Consider the following 14,181-nt stretch of genomic DNA (forward strand, 5'->3'; position numbering starts at 1 on the left):
CCCCTTGAGGATGACCCGTGAAGCGGCAAGCCACCATCGCCCGCAGGACGAAAGAAACTCAGATCACCGCCACCGTGGATCTCGACGGAACCGGTGTGTCAGAAATCTCGACCGGCATCGGTTTTCTCGATCACATGCTCGAGCAGCTCGCACGCCACGGCCTGATCGACATCAAGCTGGAAGCAAAGGGCGATCTGCACATCGATTTCCACCACACTGCCGAGGATGTTGGCATCGTTCTCGGGCAGGCGGTCGCGAAAGCGCTTGGCGACAAGCAGGGCATCACGCGCTATGCCGACGTGCATTTGCCGATGGATGAAACGTTGACGCGCGTTGCCGTCGACGTCTCGGGCCGCCCCTACCTCATCTGGAAGGTCATCTTCTCGCAGCCCAAGATCGGCGAGATGGACACCGAGCTTTTCCGTGAATGGTTTCAGGCCTTTGCGCAGAACGCGGGTATTACGCTGCACGTCGAAAACCTCTACGGCGAGAACAACCATCACATCGCCGAGACTTGCTATAAAGGCTTGGCACGGGCGCTTCGCGGAGCGCTCGCGATCGACCCGCGGCAGGCGGGCCGCGTCCCTTCAACGAAGGGAATGCTGGCCTGATGCTGCAGTGGCTTATTATTGGAATGGCGCGCATGGCAGCGTTTACTGTTCATGAGCCGCCGCACTCCAGCGGCACCCCGCTTCAGCGGGCCGAGAGCCTGGTTTTCGTCCGGGATGGGTTTTCCTGGCGCGCGGCGCTGTTTTCGCCCTTCTATTTCCTTGTGCGCGGCGAATGGTTGGGCCTCGCAGCCTATGCCGGCGCCGCACTCGTTCTCGCTGGAATCCTGGCGCTGACGGACGCTCATGCCGATTGGATCGCTTGGATCTTCGTCCTGCTCAACGTCATCGCCGGTTTCGAGGCGAACGAGCTGAAGCGTTGGTCGTTGACCCGCAGAGGCTGGCAGGAGATCGCCACAGTCAGCGGACGCGGTCGCGAGGAAGCCGAGCGGCGCTTCTTCGACGCATGGCTTCCCACCGTGTCGTCCGATACGTCCAGAGTGGCCGGTAACGGCCCCTGGTCCTCGCCAGCCGACGATCTTACATCGCGCGTCGAGGCCTCCGTTCAACGGCTGGCCGCCCGCCTTCGCAGCAGATTTGCCGTCAAGACCTGAACCTCCATGCAGCGCGTCGTAATCATCGACTACGGATCCGGGAACCTTCACTCGGCGGCCAAGGCCTTCGAGCGGGCCGCGCGTGAAGGCGAGGCGAACGCCGAGATCATTGTCAGCGCCAAGGCCGAAGATGTGCGCACGGCGGATCGCATCGTGCTGCCGGGTGTCGGCGCTTTCGCGGATTGCAAACGCGGCCTCGAAGCGGTGCCGGGCCTGCGCGAGGCCCTTGAAGAGACCGTTCATGGCCGCGGCCGGCCTTTCCTCGGCATTTGCGTGGGGATGCAGCTGTTGGCGGCACGCGGCCTCGAGTTCGAGGTCACCGATGGCCTCGGCTGGATCGACGGGGAGGTGCGCGCCATCGAGCCGAATGATCCCTCGCTCAAGATCCCGCACATGGGCTGGAATACGTTGAACATCGGCACACCGCATCCGCTGCTGGCGGGCATTCCGGCCGGCGAAACCGGCCTGCACGCCTATTTCGTGCACTCCTACCACTTCGTGCCGCGCGATCGCGCAGCCGTCGTCGCCGAGACGGACTACGGCGGGCCGGTCACGGCGCTGATTGCGAAAGGCAACGTCGCCGGCACGCAGTTCCATCCCGAGAAGAGCCAGACGCTTGGCTTGGCGCTCATTGCCAACTTCCTGAAGTGGGCGCCGTAACTCGCCGAAATGCGGCAGCGAGGGTGGACGCAGCCCGGCTCGGCGTTTATGAGCAATCAAAACCCAAATTCGGATCGCCGCTCATGACCAACGCTTCTGCCCGCGCGCGCCTCTACGACATCATCAAGACCAAGTCGTTCGTGCGCGGCCATGTCGTTCTCGCCTCCGGCAAGGAGAGCGATCACTACTTCGACATGAAGCCCTCGATGTTCGATCCTGAGGGTGCGGAGCTGCTGGCCGACCTGATCTTCGCGCACATCTCCGACTACGAGGCCGACATCGTCGGTGGCTTGGAAATGGGCGCCGTTCCACTCATCACGCCGATCTCGATTGCAAGCCGCCGCGCTGGCAAGCCCCTGCCCGGTTTCTTCGTGCGCAAGGCCGTAAAGGATCATGGAACCAAGAAACTCATCGACGGCCTTTCCGACGTCAAAGGCAAGCGCGTCGCGATCGTTGAGGACGTGACGACCACTGGCGGTTCAGCCATGAAGGCAGTTGAAGCGTTGAACGCGGCTGGCGCCAAGGTCACGCTCGTCATCTCGATCCTCGATCGCGAGGAAGGCGCCGAGAAACTTTACGCTGACGCGGGCATCCCGTTCGCCTCGCTCTTCAAGGCTAGCGAGTTCCTCAAAGGCTAGTTCGCCGTCCTGCGCCGGGAATCTTGACTCTGATCAAGATCAGTACGCGCGACTTCCGGCACAGAGGAGTTGGAAGCGGCGGATACGGCCAGTTGCGATCAAGGGCCATGAGCGGCGCGGCCGCAGGGTAGGCTCCGCCGTTTCCCCTTCGGACGCCACGAAGCGCTCCAGCGTGGCAATCGCATCACCGCGCGAATGGCTCGCCTCTGCTATGATTCTCGGCGAATCACAGAGCCCACGGCCAGGACTTGCCGATGTCGATCTCGTGCCCGCTTGTCATCATCCGCTGGCAGGACAGCCGCCAACCGTGCGGCAAGTGGCGCTATTTGTCGGCGTTGCCCCAGCAGAAAGCCGTCGAAGTGGCCTCCGTGGGTTGGCTCGTGACGGACAACGACGACGTCAAGGTGCTGGCTCAGAACGTTGGCGATCTTGCTCATCCTGAAAATGCACAAGCGAGTGGGATCATGACGATACCCACTCGCTGCGTTCTCTCGATAGAAGCACTGACAGAAGTGTCGGAACCTACCTTCTTTGCTGGTCCGACTGGTTTTGCTGACCGCCCCGTTGATTCTGTTGGGCCTGCTGCTGCCGATCCGAGCTCTGATCTAGGACCGAGGCCGCGAGCTGTTGAACCTCTTCTGGCGTGACGGATTTTGGATTTTGTAGAGCCCGTGACGCGATCGCCGCGACTTGGGCTGACGTCTTCTCATTGGATGCCATAGGGAACTACTCCTCTACTGATCAAACGATCCGCGCGTCGTAGACGGGAACTTAGAGCACGACCACACATCGGATTCGGATCCCACGAAGGTGATCGTGCTCGTCGCGCGGCGAGGCATCTAGCGCGCCCAAAAGTTGCCGCTTCAAGTTAAAGCGCGTGGACGGATTAGATATCCACAGGTTTGCTCGGAGTGATTAAAAGGCAGGCAGCGCGGCATCGCGTGGCTACGACAGCGCGCAGCGTTGCGCCTTGCATTGATAGGCCGAAGTAAAATTGGCTCTACACGCCTTTCACGCCGACATCCATGTCACGGAAGCGCTCGATCTGCTCGCCTTCGCCAAAATCCTCGAGTTCGAACATGCGGCGCATTTCGATCTCGCAGTTTTCGTAGTGCGGGTTCGGGAAGCGCTGGAACCAGTCGAGAGCTTCCTCGGGCGACTTCACTTTGATGATCGTGTAGCCGGCGATGACTTCCTTGGTTTCCGCGAACGGTCCGTCGATTAGGAATTTCTTGCCGTCAGAAAACTTGAGCCGCCATCCCTTTGATGTCGGCTGCAGGCCGTTGCCGTCGACGAGCACGCCAGCGGTCGCCAACTCCTGGTGATAGTCGGCCATGGCTTTCAGCATGTCTTCCTTGGGCATCACGCCGGCTTCGGAGTCAGCGGTGGCTTTGACAAGGATCATGTAGCGCATGAGTGTTCTCCCGAATGCGAGTTCTCGCGGTTGTCTACTTCCCCGAGACGACGAACGGCGATGACAGGGGCCGACATTTTTTCTGAAGGGTATCCGATCGCGCTTCGTCGCGAACTTGGTCAATAAAAAAGGGAGGCCAAAGGCCTCCCTTTCAGTGAGGGTCGGACGCGGGGGGATGGGGGGAGCGTCCGGCTACTCACCGATCTTGTCGATTGGCCCTGCGGCCGCCCGGTCAATGCGCAATCAGCAGGCTTCTGCGAACGGAAGCTCGGGCTCGTCCGAGACCGGCTTGGCGATCGGGAACGCGATGATGTTGCTGTCGCCGTTGATCTCGACGCCAGCCTGCCGCTGCTTGAACCAGCGAATGGAGGTGTTGGTCAGTACGGCCTCTTCCTTCACGCGCTGGATGAGCAGTCCGTCCTCGGAATCGAGGATGCGCGTCAATTTGGCTTCAAGCGCCTCTTCACTCTCCTCGGTGCGTACGTACCAGGTCTGCTCGAGCGGACGCGCCCAGCTCTGGCCGGCGGCCATGATCGCCTGGGCGACAACGTGCTTAAGGAGGTGGGGCTTCGCGAGTTCGTAAGAGATGAGGTAGGTGCGCATGGGGCTCTCCGTGGGCGAGGAGGACGGGGTTGGACGCGGTGAGAACGTAGAGAGAACGTGGCATGAGTCGTTCACCACGTCTAGAGTCCGTTCGAATTTTGTTCTCTTGAGGGTCGGGGCGCGGTGAGACCGTGGCAGTGGTTGTTGAGGCAAAGCGCTCAAACGGTGTCGGTCAGCCGCGGACAAACTGAAACATTATAAGAAAAACAAGGCAATACGGCATATTGCTGCACGTCGATGTACGTATGGCGCGGCTCAGTCGAAGAGATGCAATTGGTCCGGGTGAGGCGCCTTGGAATGCCGAACATGCGGGCCTGCATCAAAGCGATCGGCCATCGCCGGAAACTGCGTAAGGAACTGCCGGAGCGCTTCGTCGCGGCTGCCGGGGAACCGCTCTTCTTGCCAGATCTCGTAAAGCCGGCGCGGGTCGCAGCCATAGCGTTGAATGAGGTCGCGGGGCCGAATTCTGAGCCAGCGCGCGATCCAAATGTCGATCGCGTCGCGCTCGGTGAGCACCGTGCGGCGCGGAGTAACGGCTAGGGAATTGGGGTACGCGATCGGCATTATGTTATGACACGTACTTGACGCTCGGCGACAAAGTCTATTTGTCGGGCAAGACCATAGCAATCTGATGGCGGGCGCCGGCCGCTCGCTTGAACGGGACTGACGAGGGACCCGCGTGATACTATTTCCGGCCATCGATCTGAAAGACGGTAAATGCGTCCGTCTCAGACTCGGGGACATGAACGAAGCGACCGTCTTTAACGATGACCCCGCTGACCAGGCAAAGTCCTTCGAGGATCAGGGCTTCCAGTACCTGCATATTGTCGATCTGAATGGCGCTTTCGCCGGCAAGCCCGTCAACGCGGCAGCCGTCGAGGCCATCCTCAAAGCCATCACGATGCCCGCCCAGCTCGGTGGCGGCATACGCGACCTCGCAACCATCGAGACGTGGCTCGCACGCGGCATCCGCCGCGTAATCCTCGGCACCGCGGCCGTGCGCGATCCTGGGCTCGTGCGCGAAGCTTGCAAGGCCTTCCCGGGACGCATCGCGGTCGGTATCGACGCCAAGGGCGGCAAGGTTGCCGTTGAAGGCTGGGCCGAAACGTCCGAGCTGACGGCTGTCGAGCTGGCGCATCGTTTCGAGGACGTTGGCGTCTCGGCCATTGTCTACACGGACATCGAGCGCGACGGCGTGCTGAAGGGCCTGAACCTTCCCGCAACGGCCGAGCTCGCGCGGGCAACGCGCATTCCCGTCGTAGCGTCCGGCGGGTTGGCGTCCATCGACGATGTGAAGGCGCTGATCCGGCCCGAGTATCGCATGTTGGAAGGTGCCATCACCGGCCGTGCGCTCTACGACGGGCGGATCGACGCCCGAGAGGCACTCTCTTTGCTCAACGCAGCAGGCTGAACACTATGCTCAAGACGCGCATCATCCCCTGTCTCGACGTGAAGGACGGGCGTGTCGTGAAAGGCGTCAACTTCGTCGACCTGATTGACGCTGGTGATCCTGTCGAAGCCGCCGCCGCCTATGACGCCGCGGGCGCCGACGAGCTTTGCTTCCTGGACATCACGGCTTCGCACGAAGCCCGCGATGTGATCTTCGATGTGGTCGAGCGGACGGCCGAGCGGTGCTTCATGCCGCTCACAGTCGGCGGCGGCGTGCGCACGATCGACGACATCAGAAAGCTGCTCGAAGCGGGAGCCGACAAGGTTTCGATCAACACGGCTGCCGTGTTCAACCGCCAGTTCGTCAAGGAAGCGTCCGAGAAATTCGGGGCGCAGTGCATCGTCGTTGCCATCGACGCCAAGCGTGTCTCGGCCGAAGGCGAACCGCCGCGCTGGAAAATCTTCACGCACGGCGGGCGCAAGACGACGGGCATCGATGCCATCGCCTACGCGCGCGAGGTGGTGGAGCTTGGAGCGGGCGAGATCCTGCTGACGTCGATGGATCGCGATGGCACGAAGTCGGGCTTCGATATCGAGCTGACGCGCGCCGTGTCGGATGCGGTCCACGTGCCGGTTATTGCATCGGGGGGCGTTGGAAACCTCGATCACCTCGTCGCCGGTGTGAAGGATGGCCACGCGAGCGCCGTGCTTGCCGCGTCGATCTTTCACTTCGGCACCTACACGATCGGAGAGGCCAAGCGGCATATGGCGGAAGCCGGGATCGCTGTGCGCCCCGATCACGCCCCTGCCACCTGAGCGACTAGTCGGCCAGAGTTTCCGAAGAGAGTTTGGCCAGGCATTGCGCCACCGCCTTCTCGACTTCGCCAGCCGGCACGGGCTTGCTGAAGTAGAAGCCCTGCATCTCCTGGCAGCCCGTTGCCGCCACGCCCTTGAGCTGTTCGAGGCCCTCGATGCCTTCGGCGACCGGGCCGATGCCGAGCGTGCGCGCGAGACCTGTGACGGCGCCGACAATGGCGACGCAATCGCGTCGAGCCGCCATGTCACTGACGAAAGACCTGTCGATCTTGATCTTGTCGAAGGTGAAGTTGCGGAGATAGTTGAGAGACGCAAAGCCGGTGCCGAAGTCGTCGAGCACAAGGCGAACGCCGAGCGCGCGTAGCCGCTCCAGCGCGTCGAGTGTGCGCGTCTCATATCGAAGAAGCGCCGACTCGGTGATTTCGATTTCCAGTCGCGCGGCCTCGAGGCCAGATCTCTCGAGGGCGACCTGGACGAGATGAGGAAGATCGCCGTATTCGAACTGGACGGCCGAAAAGTTGACCGCAACCTTGAGGTCCGGGCGCCACCCGGCGGCATCCTGGCACGCCTGATTCAAAGCCCAATCGCCCATCGCCTGGATCAGACCGGAACGCTCGGCAATTGGAATGAACGTTGACGGTGGTACCATGCCGAGCTTCGGATGCTTCCAGCGCATGAGCGCCTCGCATCCGGTCACGGTTCCCAGCTTCACGTCGACGATCGGCTGATAGTGAAGGCTGAGCTCGCGGCGCTTGAGCGCTTCCCCAAGATCGGCTTGAAGTTCGATGCGCTCGTGCGCAAGTTTTTCGTCTTCGGGTTTATAGACACAGGTGCTGCCGCGCCCGCACGACTTCACGCGATAGAGGGCCGTGTCGGCTCGGCGCAACAGTGTATCGGCGTCCACTCCGTGATCCGGGGTGATCGCGATGCCAATGCTGGCGCCGATCCCTGCATCCGACCCGAGAACGCGATACGGCGCATTCAAAATACTGACGAGCCGCTGCGCGAGGCTCGAGGCCTGCTCCGGGCCGCTGATGTCCGTTTGAATGATCGCGAATTCATCTCCACCGAGCCGGCCGACGAAATCTCCGTCGCGCAGGGTTGAGCGCACGCGTTTTGCAACGGCTTTCAACACCGCGTCTCCGGCGGCGTGCCCGAGCGTATCGTTCACATGCTTGAAGTAGTCGAGATCGACCAGATGCACAGCGAGCTGCGCATTGGGCTTCATGTTCAGAAGCTCTTCTTCCAGCCGCTCCCTGAGGTGGAACCGGTTTGCGATCTCGGTCAGCGGGCAATGCCTAGCGAGCCACTCGATGCGTTCCTGGGCGAGGGTTTTCTCCGTGACGTCTTCCTGGATGTCGACCCAACCGCCATCCGTCAGCGGCTGGTTGGTGACCAGGATAATGCGGCCATTCTTGAGATGCTGGGTGTGGGTGAACGTCTTCCCATGCTGCAGCTCCTGCGCGTGCTGCTCGATCCATTGCTGCTGGCGTCTCAGCTCCTGCAGGCTGTTGGCCGTGCCTTCCTTTGCGGTGTGATAGGCGAGGATTTTCGAGAAAGGCGTTCCTGGAACTGTGAGCTCTTCCGGAAGCTCATAGAACTCACGGTAGAGCGAATTGCACACGATGAGATTGCGATCGGCGTCGAACATCGAAAGGCCGCGCGCCATGTTGTTGAGCGCGACTTCGAACCATGAGTTGAGCCGCGCGAGATGCTGCGTGTGCTCCATCAGCTTCTGCGCGTCGATGGTCGCACCCGGCGTTCGATCCGAATTCGCGGAGACCGGCTGCGGCAGGTGAGAACGGGCCATAGCGAGAAACGACTCCGGAGCAAGCGGCGCCGTAAAGGCAGCCGGATGAAATTTCCGAAAATTGTAGGGGTCGCGGGTTAAGGAGCGCGTTATTCCGCGTGCGCCTTCGCACTCTTGGTTTCCATGAGCTTAACAGCTTGAGCGGTGCGTGCCGTTTCGGAGCGCCTGGACAAAGAACGAGGGTCGTTCTCGATTCAACTAAGACCGGAACGACCCTAGACCGTCTTGTCAGGAAACCGGCAGATGTCGCGGATGAGACATTGAGGGCAGACCGGCTTGCGTGCCTTGCAGACATAACGTCCGTGCAGGATCAGCCAATGGTGGGCCGGGACGCCGTACTGAGGCGGGATCTTCGCCAGCAGGTCCGCTTCCACTGCGAGCGGTGTTTTCCCATCCGACAACCCTATGCGGTTCGAGACCCGGAGAACATGGGTGTCGACGGCCATCGTTGGTGCGCCGAAGGCCACGTTCATCACCACATTGGCGGTCTTCCGTCCGACGCCCGGCAATGTCTCCAGCGCATCGCGATCCTCGGGGACCTGGCCTCCGAAGTCCCGGATGAGCTTCTCGCTGAGCAGGGCGACGTTCTTGGCCTTCGCGCGAAAAAGGCCGATCGATTTGATGTGATCGCGCACGACGTCCTCCCCAAGCGCGACCATCTTTTGCGGCGTATCGGCTTTCTGAAACAGGGACCGCGTCGCCTTGTTCACGCCCGCATCCGTCGCCTGCGCCGAGAGCACGACAGCAACAAGCAGCGTGAACGGATTGGAATGCTCGAGCTCGCCCTTCGGCTCGGGGTTTTCCGCCGCGAAGCGCCGAAATACCTCTGCAACTTCAGCGGGTGAGAGCAGCGACCGCCCCTTGCTGGCCTTCGGACGCGCCGAAGCAGCACTTTGCGAACCGGAGGCCGCGGCCGGACGTTGTTTGGAGGACTTGAGCTTTGACAAGATCGACCCAGGAAGTAGGCTGCAACAATGAACGATAGCGGACAGGCAGCCCACGGCGCGAGCGTCTTTCGCGCCATTCTCCACCCTCACCGCTCCTTGGAGCCGAAGGGGTTCCTGATCCTCATGCTCGCGATTGGCAGTGTGAGCTTCGTCATGGGCATGGCCTTCCTGATCATGGGGGCTTGGCCCGTCTTCGGCTTCTTCGGTCTCGACGTCCTTCTCGTCTACATCGCGTTCAAGCTCAATTATCGCGCTGCCCGCGCCTACGAACAGGTGGAAATTTCGCCCCGCACGCTCACGCTGACCCAGGTCTCGGCGTCGGGCAAGAGCCGAAGTTTCGAGTTCAACCCCTATTGGGTGCGCGTCGTGTTCACCGAGCGGCCCGATGGCGGCAACCACCTGAAGCTCGCCTCCCGTGGCAAGGAGCTGGAATTCGGGCGCCTGTTGAACGATGAGGAACGAAAGGATTTCGCGCAGGCTCTCAAAAGTGCGCTCGATATGCGCCGTATGAGCTTTTCGGCTTGATCCGCCGGCCGAACGTCCTCCCGAAAAGCTAAGGCCGGGTAACGCCCCCCGGCGCACCCGACCTTATCCCCCCGCAAAACTCGAATGCGCGTCTTAGGCGTCTGCCGGCTCCTTGCCGGAGGCTGTACGCGCCAGCGCCGGAATCCTGGGCTCTGCAATCTCGCGCTCGCGGCGGCGCGGCTGCGGCGGCTGGAACGCACGGCGCGCATGGAATTCGCAGTAGGGCAAGCCAGTGACCTTGTTCTTACCGCAGAAGTGGAAATCGGCCGCCTGCGGGTCGCCGATCGGCCAGCGGCAGCTGCACTCGGTAAGGGTCTGGATCGTGCGGCGCTCCTTGAGCGGGATGACCAGCTCTTCGACCGACGGCGTAAAGGGTTCGGCTTCCGGCTGGTAAAGGGCGCGGAGAGCGGGGTTGCCCTGCGGAGCGAAGCGGGTCTTCTGCTGCACGCGGCGGGCGTTCGCAGCGGCGGCGCGGGCACGCGGCCGGTGAGACTTCATGCGAGATGTAGTGGCGCGTCCCGACAGACCGAGACGATGAACCTTGCCGATGACGGCGTTGCGTGTCACACCGCCGAGACGTCCGGCGATTTGGCTAGCGCTAAGCCCCTCGGACCAGAGCTTCTTCAAGAGCTCAACCCGTTCGTCGTTCCAGGCCATAAATCGGTGCTCCTCAAAACATACGCCTTCCGGGCCGTGGACCCAGACAGGCAGGCGCGCGAGGTTGGGAGGCGGCAGCAACACGGCTGGCGATGAACACACGCCAAACGTGAGCAGAACCACGCCTACTCGCTACGCGAACTGATGATGACGCAGGAACTTTGGCGGACCGGCGGGCAAAGCCGCTGAGATACAAGGGTCCGAACGCATGCCAGACGAACAACACGAGACAGCCGCAATACAACGCGACATGTCGTGTCTGGACCTCATTAACCTACAATAACTTGATTTTCTTGTACAAGCAGACCCTGCAAGACGAAGGGCATTGACAGGGACAAGTGGCGCCGCCGCCACAGAGTGAGTCGCGGCAGGCCTTGAAGAATGCCCTCGGGGGACTTTCCCCGTAATTTTTCCCGGTGGCTTGGACCCCCAATTGGGGGGTGCAGATGATCCGATAACGAATGAAATTGCGTGTGGGATCCGATCTGCTCCTTGAGGCTACAACGGTGGTAGTTTTGGATGGCTTCCGTTGACTTTGGCCACTTAGACGCGTATCACGCGTCCTTCGCGTGGCCGCCGGGAGGGCGGCTTTCGTCATTTTTGGGGAGTGGGATGGGCAAAATGTCCAAACCCCTCAGAGCCTCGACCGCCGCAGACACGGATACCGCCAAGGGTCCGTCGCCCGCGGTCATGGGCACTTATGCGCGTCAGAATATTGTATTCGCTCGCGGCGAAGGCGCGTGGCTTGAGACCAGCTGCGGCGAGCGCTACCTCGACTTCGGCTCCGGTGTCGCGGTCAATGCCTTGGGCCATGCGCATCCGCGCCTCGTGGCTGCGCTGACGGCACAAGCAGGCCAGCTCTGGCACACCTCCAATCTCTATCGCGTCGCGGGACAGGAAAAGCTGGCGGAACGGCTCGTCGAAGTGACGTTCGCCGATAAGGTCTTCTTCTGCAATTCCGGCGCCGAGGCCTGCGAAGGGGCCATCAAGGCCGCACGCCGCTACCATTTTGTCTCGGGCAACCCCGAGCGCTGGCGCATCGTGACCTGCACCGGCGCATTCCACGGCCGGACGCTGACGACGCTCGCCGCCGCCGGCAACGCCAAGTATCTCGAAGGCTTCGGTCCGGAAGCGCCGGGCTTCGATCATGTGCCGTTCGGCGACCTTGAGGCCATCCGTGCAGCGGTTGGGCCGGAAACAGCCGCTGTGATGCTCGAGCCCGTGCAGGGCGAGGGCGGCGTACATGTGGGGTCGGCAGACTATCTGCGCGGCCTGCGCGCCCTTTGCGATGAAGCCGGAATTCTCCTCGTGCTGGACGAAGTTCAGACCGGCGTCGGCCGTTCGGGGAAGCTCTTTTCGCATGAATGGGCCGGCATCACGCCGGACATCATGGCCATCGCCAAGGGCATCGGCGGCGGGTTTCCGCTTGGAGCCGTGCTCGCGACGGAGCGTGCGGCCACGGGGCTCACGCCCGGGATGCACGGCTCGACATTTGGCGGCAATCCGTTGGCCACGGCTGTGGGCTACGAGGTGCTGGACGCCGTGCTCGAGCCGGGCTTCCTCGACGAAGTGCAAAGGAAGACACTACGTCTCCGTCAGGGCCTGGCGCAGATCCAAGACCAGTTTCCGGACCTCGTGAGCGAGGTCCGTGGCCAAGGATTGCTCGTAGGCATCAAGGTCAAGGTCGCGCCGGCCGAAGTCGTGGCGTCGGCTCTGTCTGAAAAGCTGCTTCTCGTCGGAGCGGGTGACAACGTCGTACGCATTCTTCCGCCCCTCGTCGTTGCGGACGACGAGATTGCCGAAGGCATCGGTCGCTTGGCACGTGCGCTGACGCGCTTGTCGCAATCCGACGTTTCCAAATCGCAAAGTTGATCCCTCAAACCCGGACCTGGAGCCGGCCAAAGCGCCATGGCTAAAGCACCCGCTATTCGACATTTCCTGGATCTCGATGAGATCGACGGCAAAACGCTTCGTCGCATCATCGATGCAGCGCATGCCATGAAGAAGGCCGGCAAGCGCGTCCCCGTGAAGCTGCGGCCGAAGGGCATCGAGGACGACGTGCTCGTGCTCATCTTCGAAAAGCCGTCGACGCGCACGCGCGTATCGTTTGACGTAGCCATGCGTCAGCTCGGCGGTCAGACGATCATGCTCAACCAGAACGATCTTCAGCTCGGCCGCGGCGAAAGCATCTCGGACACGGCGCGCGTCCTGTCGCGCTATGCCGACGCGATCATGATCCGCGCGAACTCCCACCAGACGCTGCTCGATCTGGCCAAACATGCCACCATTCCGGTGATCAACGGCCTGACGGACAAAACGCATCCGTGCCAGATCATGGCTGATATCATGACTTTCGAAGAGCACGTCGGCCCCATCAAAGGCTGCTCGGTCGCTTGGGTTGGAGACGGCAATAACGTCGCCGCATCGTGGATGCAGGCAGCGGTGAAGTTCGGGTTCGAGCTGCGCGTTGCCTGTCCGGAAGCTCTCCGCCCGAAGGACGAGATCGTCGATTGGGTGCGCCGCGAGAAGGCCAATGTCACGATCACGTCGGACCCTGAAAAGGCCGTGCGCGGCGTCGATTGCATCGTCACGGACACATGGGTATCCATGGGCGACACGGATGGCGCGCGCCGCAAGCAACTGCTGAAGCCTTACGCGGTGGATGCTGCGCTCATGGCCAAGGCAGCCAAGGGGGCGATCTTCATGCATTGCCTTCCGGCCTACCGCGGCAACGAGGTGACGGAGGACGTGCTCGAAGGGCCTCAGTCCGTTGTCTTTGATGAAGCGGAAAACCGGCTGCACGCGCAGAAGGCAATCCTGGCCTGGTGCCTCGGCGCCAACTGATTGCCATAACCCCTCAGGGACTTAAGGGATCGCCGTCCTTTTCCGTGTCCGCAAAAGGTGCTGTAAGAGCACCGCGGCCGCAGCACGCGGCGTCGGGACAGCGGAGGGGCAATCTGAGATGACCTTTCATACGATTTTTGCCTGGGGTCTGGCGTTTGTCCTCGGACACGTCGGGGTTGTCTTTTCTGCAATGGAGAAGGAGCCCTTCGGATTGCTGGCCTCGGCGGCCATCGTGAATCTGCTCATCGCAGCCGTTGCTGTCAGCACCCGCAGCAATCTCGTTAAATCGGGCGCGGCACCGAGCCTCATCGAAAGCACGACCGCCCGCTACATGGGGTTCATCTGGCTTTGGGGCGCAGTGGCCCTGGTCCTGGTCTACGTGCTGGTCCTCTCCTGGCGCGAGTGGACGCACTTCTCGGCCGCCTTTGCCGGCGCCGGCGTGCTCTGCCTTGGCTTCTCGGCGCTTCTTGCGAAGGATGCCAGCAAGGGGCGCGACGATCCCACTCTCCTGCGCCTGGGGCGCTATCTCGGGATCGGCCAGTTGGTCGGCATGATCGCCACCATCGCCGGCCTCTTCATCGACCCAGACAAGGAATTCCTCTACCCGGTGGACAATGACTGGGCTGGAAATGGAATCTTTCTATTTGGCGCCTTGGCGCTTGCGATAGTTTCGGCTCACGCTCTGATTGACCGCAAGAAGGATTCCCCCTAGTCAA

Annotated in this window: 16 protein-coding genes; 10 read left to right on the forward strand and 6 right to left on the reverse strand. The window is 61.9% G+C overall.

Annotated features, from left to right (window positions below; translation table 11 throughout):
- Positions 1-17: 17 nt before the first annotated feature.
- The 4 genes from hisB (at position 18) to pyrE (ending at position 2,460) form a co-directional block, all read left to right on the forward strand.
- Complete coding sequence (gene hisB / locus VHO05_RS06500; protein ID WP_329645783.1) at positions 18-611, forward strand: imidazoleglycerol-phosphate dehydratase HisB; 594 nt, start codon at positions 18-20, stop codon at positions 609-611.
- A gap of 32 nt (positions 612-643) precedes the next feature.
- Positions 644-1,162: a DUF2628 domain-containing protein gene (locus tag VHO05_RS06505; protein WP_329645784.1), complete on the forward strand. Its 519-nt coding sequence runs from the start codon at positions 644-646 to the stop codon at positions 1,160-1,162.
- Positions 1,163-1,168: 6 nt separating this feature from the next.
- Positions 1,169-1,822 carry an imidazole glycerol phosphate synthase subunit HisH gene (gene hisH, locus VHO05_RS06510; RefSeq protein ID WP_329645785.1) on the forward strand — a complete coding sequence of 218 codons (654 nt, stop codon included), beginning with the start codon at positions 1,169-1,171 and terminating at the stop codon, positions 1,820-1,822.
- An 83-nt stretch (positions 1,823-1,905) separates the two neighbouring features.
- A complete protein-coding gene (gene pyrE, locus VHO05_RS06515) occupies positions 1,906-2,460 on the forward strand; it encodes an orotate phosphoribosyltransferase (protein ID WP_329645786.1) in 555 nt (184 codons plus the stop codon).
- A 1,000-nt stretch (positions 2,461-3,460) separates the two neighbouring features.
- Here pyrE and VHO05_RS06520 read toward each other — a convergent pair.
- The 3 genes from VHO05_RS06520 to VHO05_RS06530 form a co-directional block, all read right to left on the reverse strand.
- Positions 3,461-3,874, reverse strand: a complete 414-nt coding sequence (locus VHO05_RS06520; RefSeq protein ID WP_329645787.1) for a YciI family protein — start codon at positions 3,872-3,874, stop codon at positions 3,461-3,463.
- Positions 3,875-4,117: 243 nt separating this feature from the next.
- Positions 4,118-4,477: a hypothetical protein gene (locus VHO05_RS06525; protein WP_329645788.1), complete on the reverse strand. Its 360-nt coding sequence runs from the start codon at positions 4,475-4,477 to the stop codon at positions 4,118-4,120.
- 255 nt (positions 4,478-4,732) lie between these two features.
- Positions 4,733-5,041 (reverse strand): hypothetical protein, encoded by a 309-nt coding sequence (locus tag VHO05_RS06530; RefSeq protein WP_329645789.1) that lies wholly within the window; start codon positions 5,039-5,041, stop codon positions 4,733-4,735.
- Positions 5,042-5,156: 115 nt separating this feature from the next.
- Between VHO05_RS06530 and hisA the strand changes: the two genes are divergently transcribed.
- The gene (gene hisA, locus VHO05_RS06535; protein WP_329645790.1) at positions 5,157-5,888 is read left to right on the forward strand and encodes a 1-(5-phosphoribosyl)-5-[(5-phosphoribosylamino)methylideneamino]imidazole-4-carboxamide isomerase; all 732 of its coding nucleotides are present in this window, start codon (positions 5,157-5,159) and stop codon (positions 5,886-5,888) included.
- 5 nt (positions 5,889-5,893) lie between these two features.
- Positions 5,894-6,682, forward strand: coding sequence for an imidazole glycerol phosphate synthase subunit HisF (hisF, locus tag VHO05_RS06540; RefSeq protein WP_329645791.1), 789 nt, complete (start codon positions 5,894-5,896; stop codon positions 6,680-6,682).
- Positions 6,683-6,686: 4 nt separating this feature from the next.
- Here hisF and VHO05_RS06545 read toward each other — a convergent pair whose 3' ends face one another.
- Both VHO05_RS06545 and nth read right to left on the reverse strand, forming a co-directional pair.
- Positions 6,687-8,492: a putative bifunctional diguanylate cyclase/phosphodiesterase gene (locus VHO05_RS06545; RefSeq protein ID WP_329645792.1), complete on the reverse strand. Its 1,806-nt coding sequence runs from the start codon at positions 8,490-8,492 to the stop codon at positions 6,687-6,689.
- A 215-nt stretch (positions 8,493-8,707) separates the two neighbouring features.
- Positions 8,708-9,439, reverse strand: coding sequence for an endonuclease III (gene nth / locus VHO05_RS06550; protein WP_329645793.1), 732 nt, complete (start codon positions 9,437-9,439; stop codon positions 8,708-8,710).
- 27 nt (positions 9,440-9,466) lie between these two features.
- Here nth and VHO05_RS06555 point away from each other — a divergent pair, with 27 nt between their 5' ends.
- Positions 9,467-9,964: a DUF2244 domain-containing protein gene (locus VHO05_RS06555; protein WP_329645794.1), complete on the forward strand. Its 498-nt coding sequence runs from the start codon at positions 9,467-9,469 to the stop codon at positions 9,962-9,964.
- Between the two features lie 93 nt (positions 9,965-10,057).
- Here VHO05_RS06555 and VHO05_RS06560 read toward each other — a convergent pair whose 3' ends face one another.
- Positions 10,058-10,621: a GcrA family cell cycle regulator gene (locus VHO05_RS06560; protein ID WP_329645795.1), complete on the reverse strand. Its 564-nt coding sequence runs from the start codon at positions 10,619-10,621 to the stop codon at positions 10,058-10,060.
- 690 nt (positions 10,622-11,311) lie between these two features.
- Between VHO05_RS06560 and VHO05_RS06565 the strand changes: the two genes are divergently transcribed.
- The 3 genes from VHO05_RS06565 to VHO05_RS06575 all read left to right on the forward strand — a co-directional run bounded on the left by VHO05_RS06565 (position 11,312) and on the right by VHO05_RS06575 (position 14,177).
- Entirely contained in the window at positions 11,312-12,493 is a 1,182-nt protein-coding gene (locus VHO05_RS06565) for an aspartate aminotransferase family protein (protein ID WP_329645862.1), read from the forward strand.
- A gap of 36 nt (positions 12,494-12,529) precedes the next feature.
- Positions 12,530-13,465 carry an ornithine carbamoyltransferase gene (argF, locus tag VHO05_RS06570; RefSeq protein WP_329645796.1) on the forward strand — a complete coding sequence of 312 codons (936 nt, stop codon included), beginning with the start codon at positions 12,530-12,532 and terminating at the stop codon, positions 13,463-13,465.
- Positions 13,466-13,583: 118 nt separating this feature from the next.
- A complete protein-coding gene (locus VHO05_RS06575; protein WP_329645797.1) occupies positions 13,584-14,177 on the forward strand; it encodes a hypothetical protein in 594 nt (197 codons plus the stop codon).
- The last annotated feature ends 4 nt before the right edge of the window (positions 14,178-14,181 follow it).

The organism is Hyphomicrobium sp., assembly GCF_036262015.1.
Taxonomy (GTDB): Bacteria; Pseudomonadota; Alphaproteobacteria; order Rhizobiales; family Hyphomicrobiaceae; genus Hyphomicrobium_C.

What these genes read in the sequence shown, in the direction of transcription:
- VHO05_RS06505 (WP_329645784.1), top strand. Translation starts at nt 644, where the DNA reads ATGGCAGCGTTTACTGTTCATGAGCCGCCGCACTCCAGCGGCACCCCG.
- hisH (WP_329645785.1), top strand. Translation starts at nt 1,169, where the DNA reads ATGCAGCGCGTCGTAATCATCGACTACGGATCCGGGAACCTTCACTCG.
- pyrE (WP_329645786.1), top strand. Translation starts at nt 1,906, where the DNA reads ATGACCAACGCTTCTGCCCGCGCGCGCCTCTACGACATCATCAAGACC.
- VHO05_RS06520 (WP_329645787.1), bottom strand. Translation starts at nt 3,874, where the DNA reads ATGCGCTACATGATCCTTGTCAAAGCCACCGCTGACTCCGAAGCCGGC.
- VHO05_RS06525 (WP_329645788.1), bottom strand. Translation starts at nt 4,477, where the DNA reads ATGCGCACCTACCTCATCTCTTACGAACTCGCGAAGCCCCACCTCCTT.
- VHO05_RS06530 (WP_329645789.1), bottom strand. Translation starts at nt 5,041, where the DNA reads ATGCCGATCGCGTACCCCAATTCCCTAGCCGTTACTCCGCGCCGCACG.
- hisF (WP_329645791.1), top strand. Translation starts at nt 5,894, where the DNA reads ATGCTCAAGACGCGCATCATCCCCTGTCTCGACGTGAAGGACGGGCGT.
- VHO05_RS06545 (WP_329645792.1), bottom strand. Translation starts at nt 8,492, where the DNA reads ATGGCCCGTTCTCACCTGCCGCAGCCGGTCTCCGCGAATTCGGATCGA.
- VHO05_RS06555 (WP_329645794.1), top strand. Translation starts at nt 9,467, where the DNA reads ATGAACGATAGCGGACAGGCAGCCCACGGCGCGAGCGTCTTTCGCGCC.
- VHO05_RS06560 (WP_329645795.1), bottom strand. Translation starts at nt 10,621, where the DNA reads ATGGCCTGGAACGACGAACGGGTTGAGCTCTTGAAGAAGCTCTGGTCC.
- VHO05_RS06565 (WP_329645862.1), top strand. Translation starts at nt 11,312, where the DNA reads ATGGGCACTTATGCGCGTCAGAATATTGTATTCGCTCGCGGCGAAGGC.
- argF (WP_329645796.1), top strand. Translation starts at nt 12,530, where the DNA reads ATGGCTAAAGCACCCGCTATTCGACATTTCCTGGATCTCGATGAGATC.
- VHO05_RS06575 (WP_329645797.1), top strand. Translation starts at nt 13,584, where the DNA reads ATGACCTTTCATACGATTTTTGCCTGGGGTCTGGCGTTTGTCCTCGGA.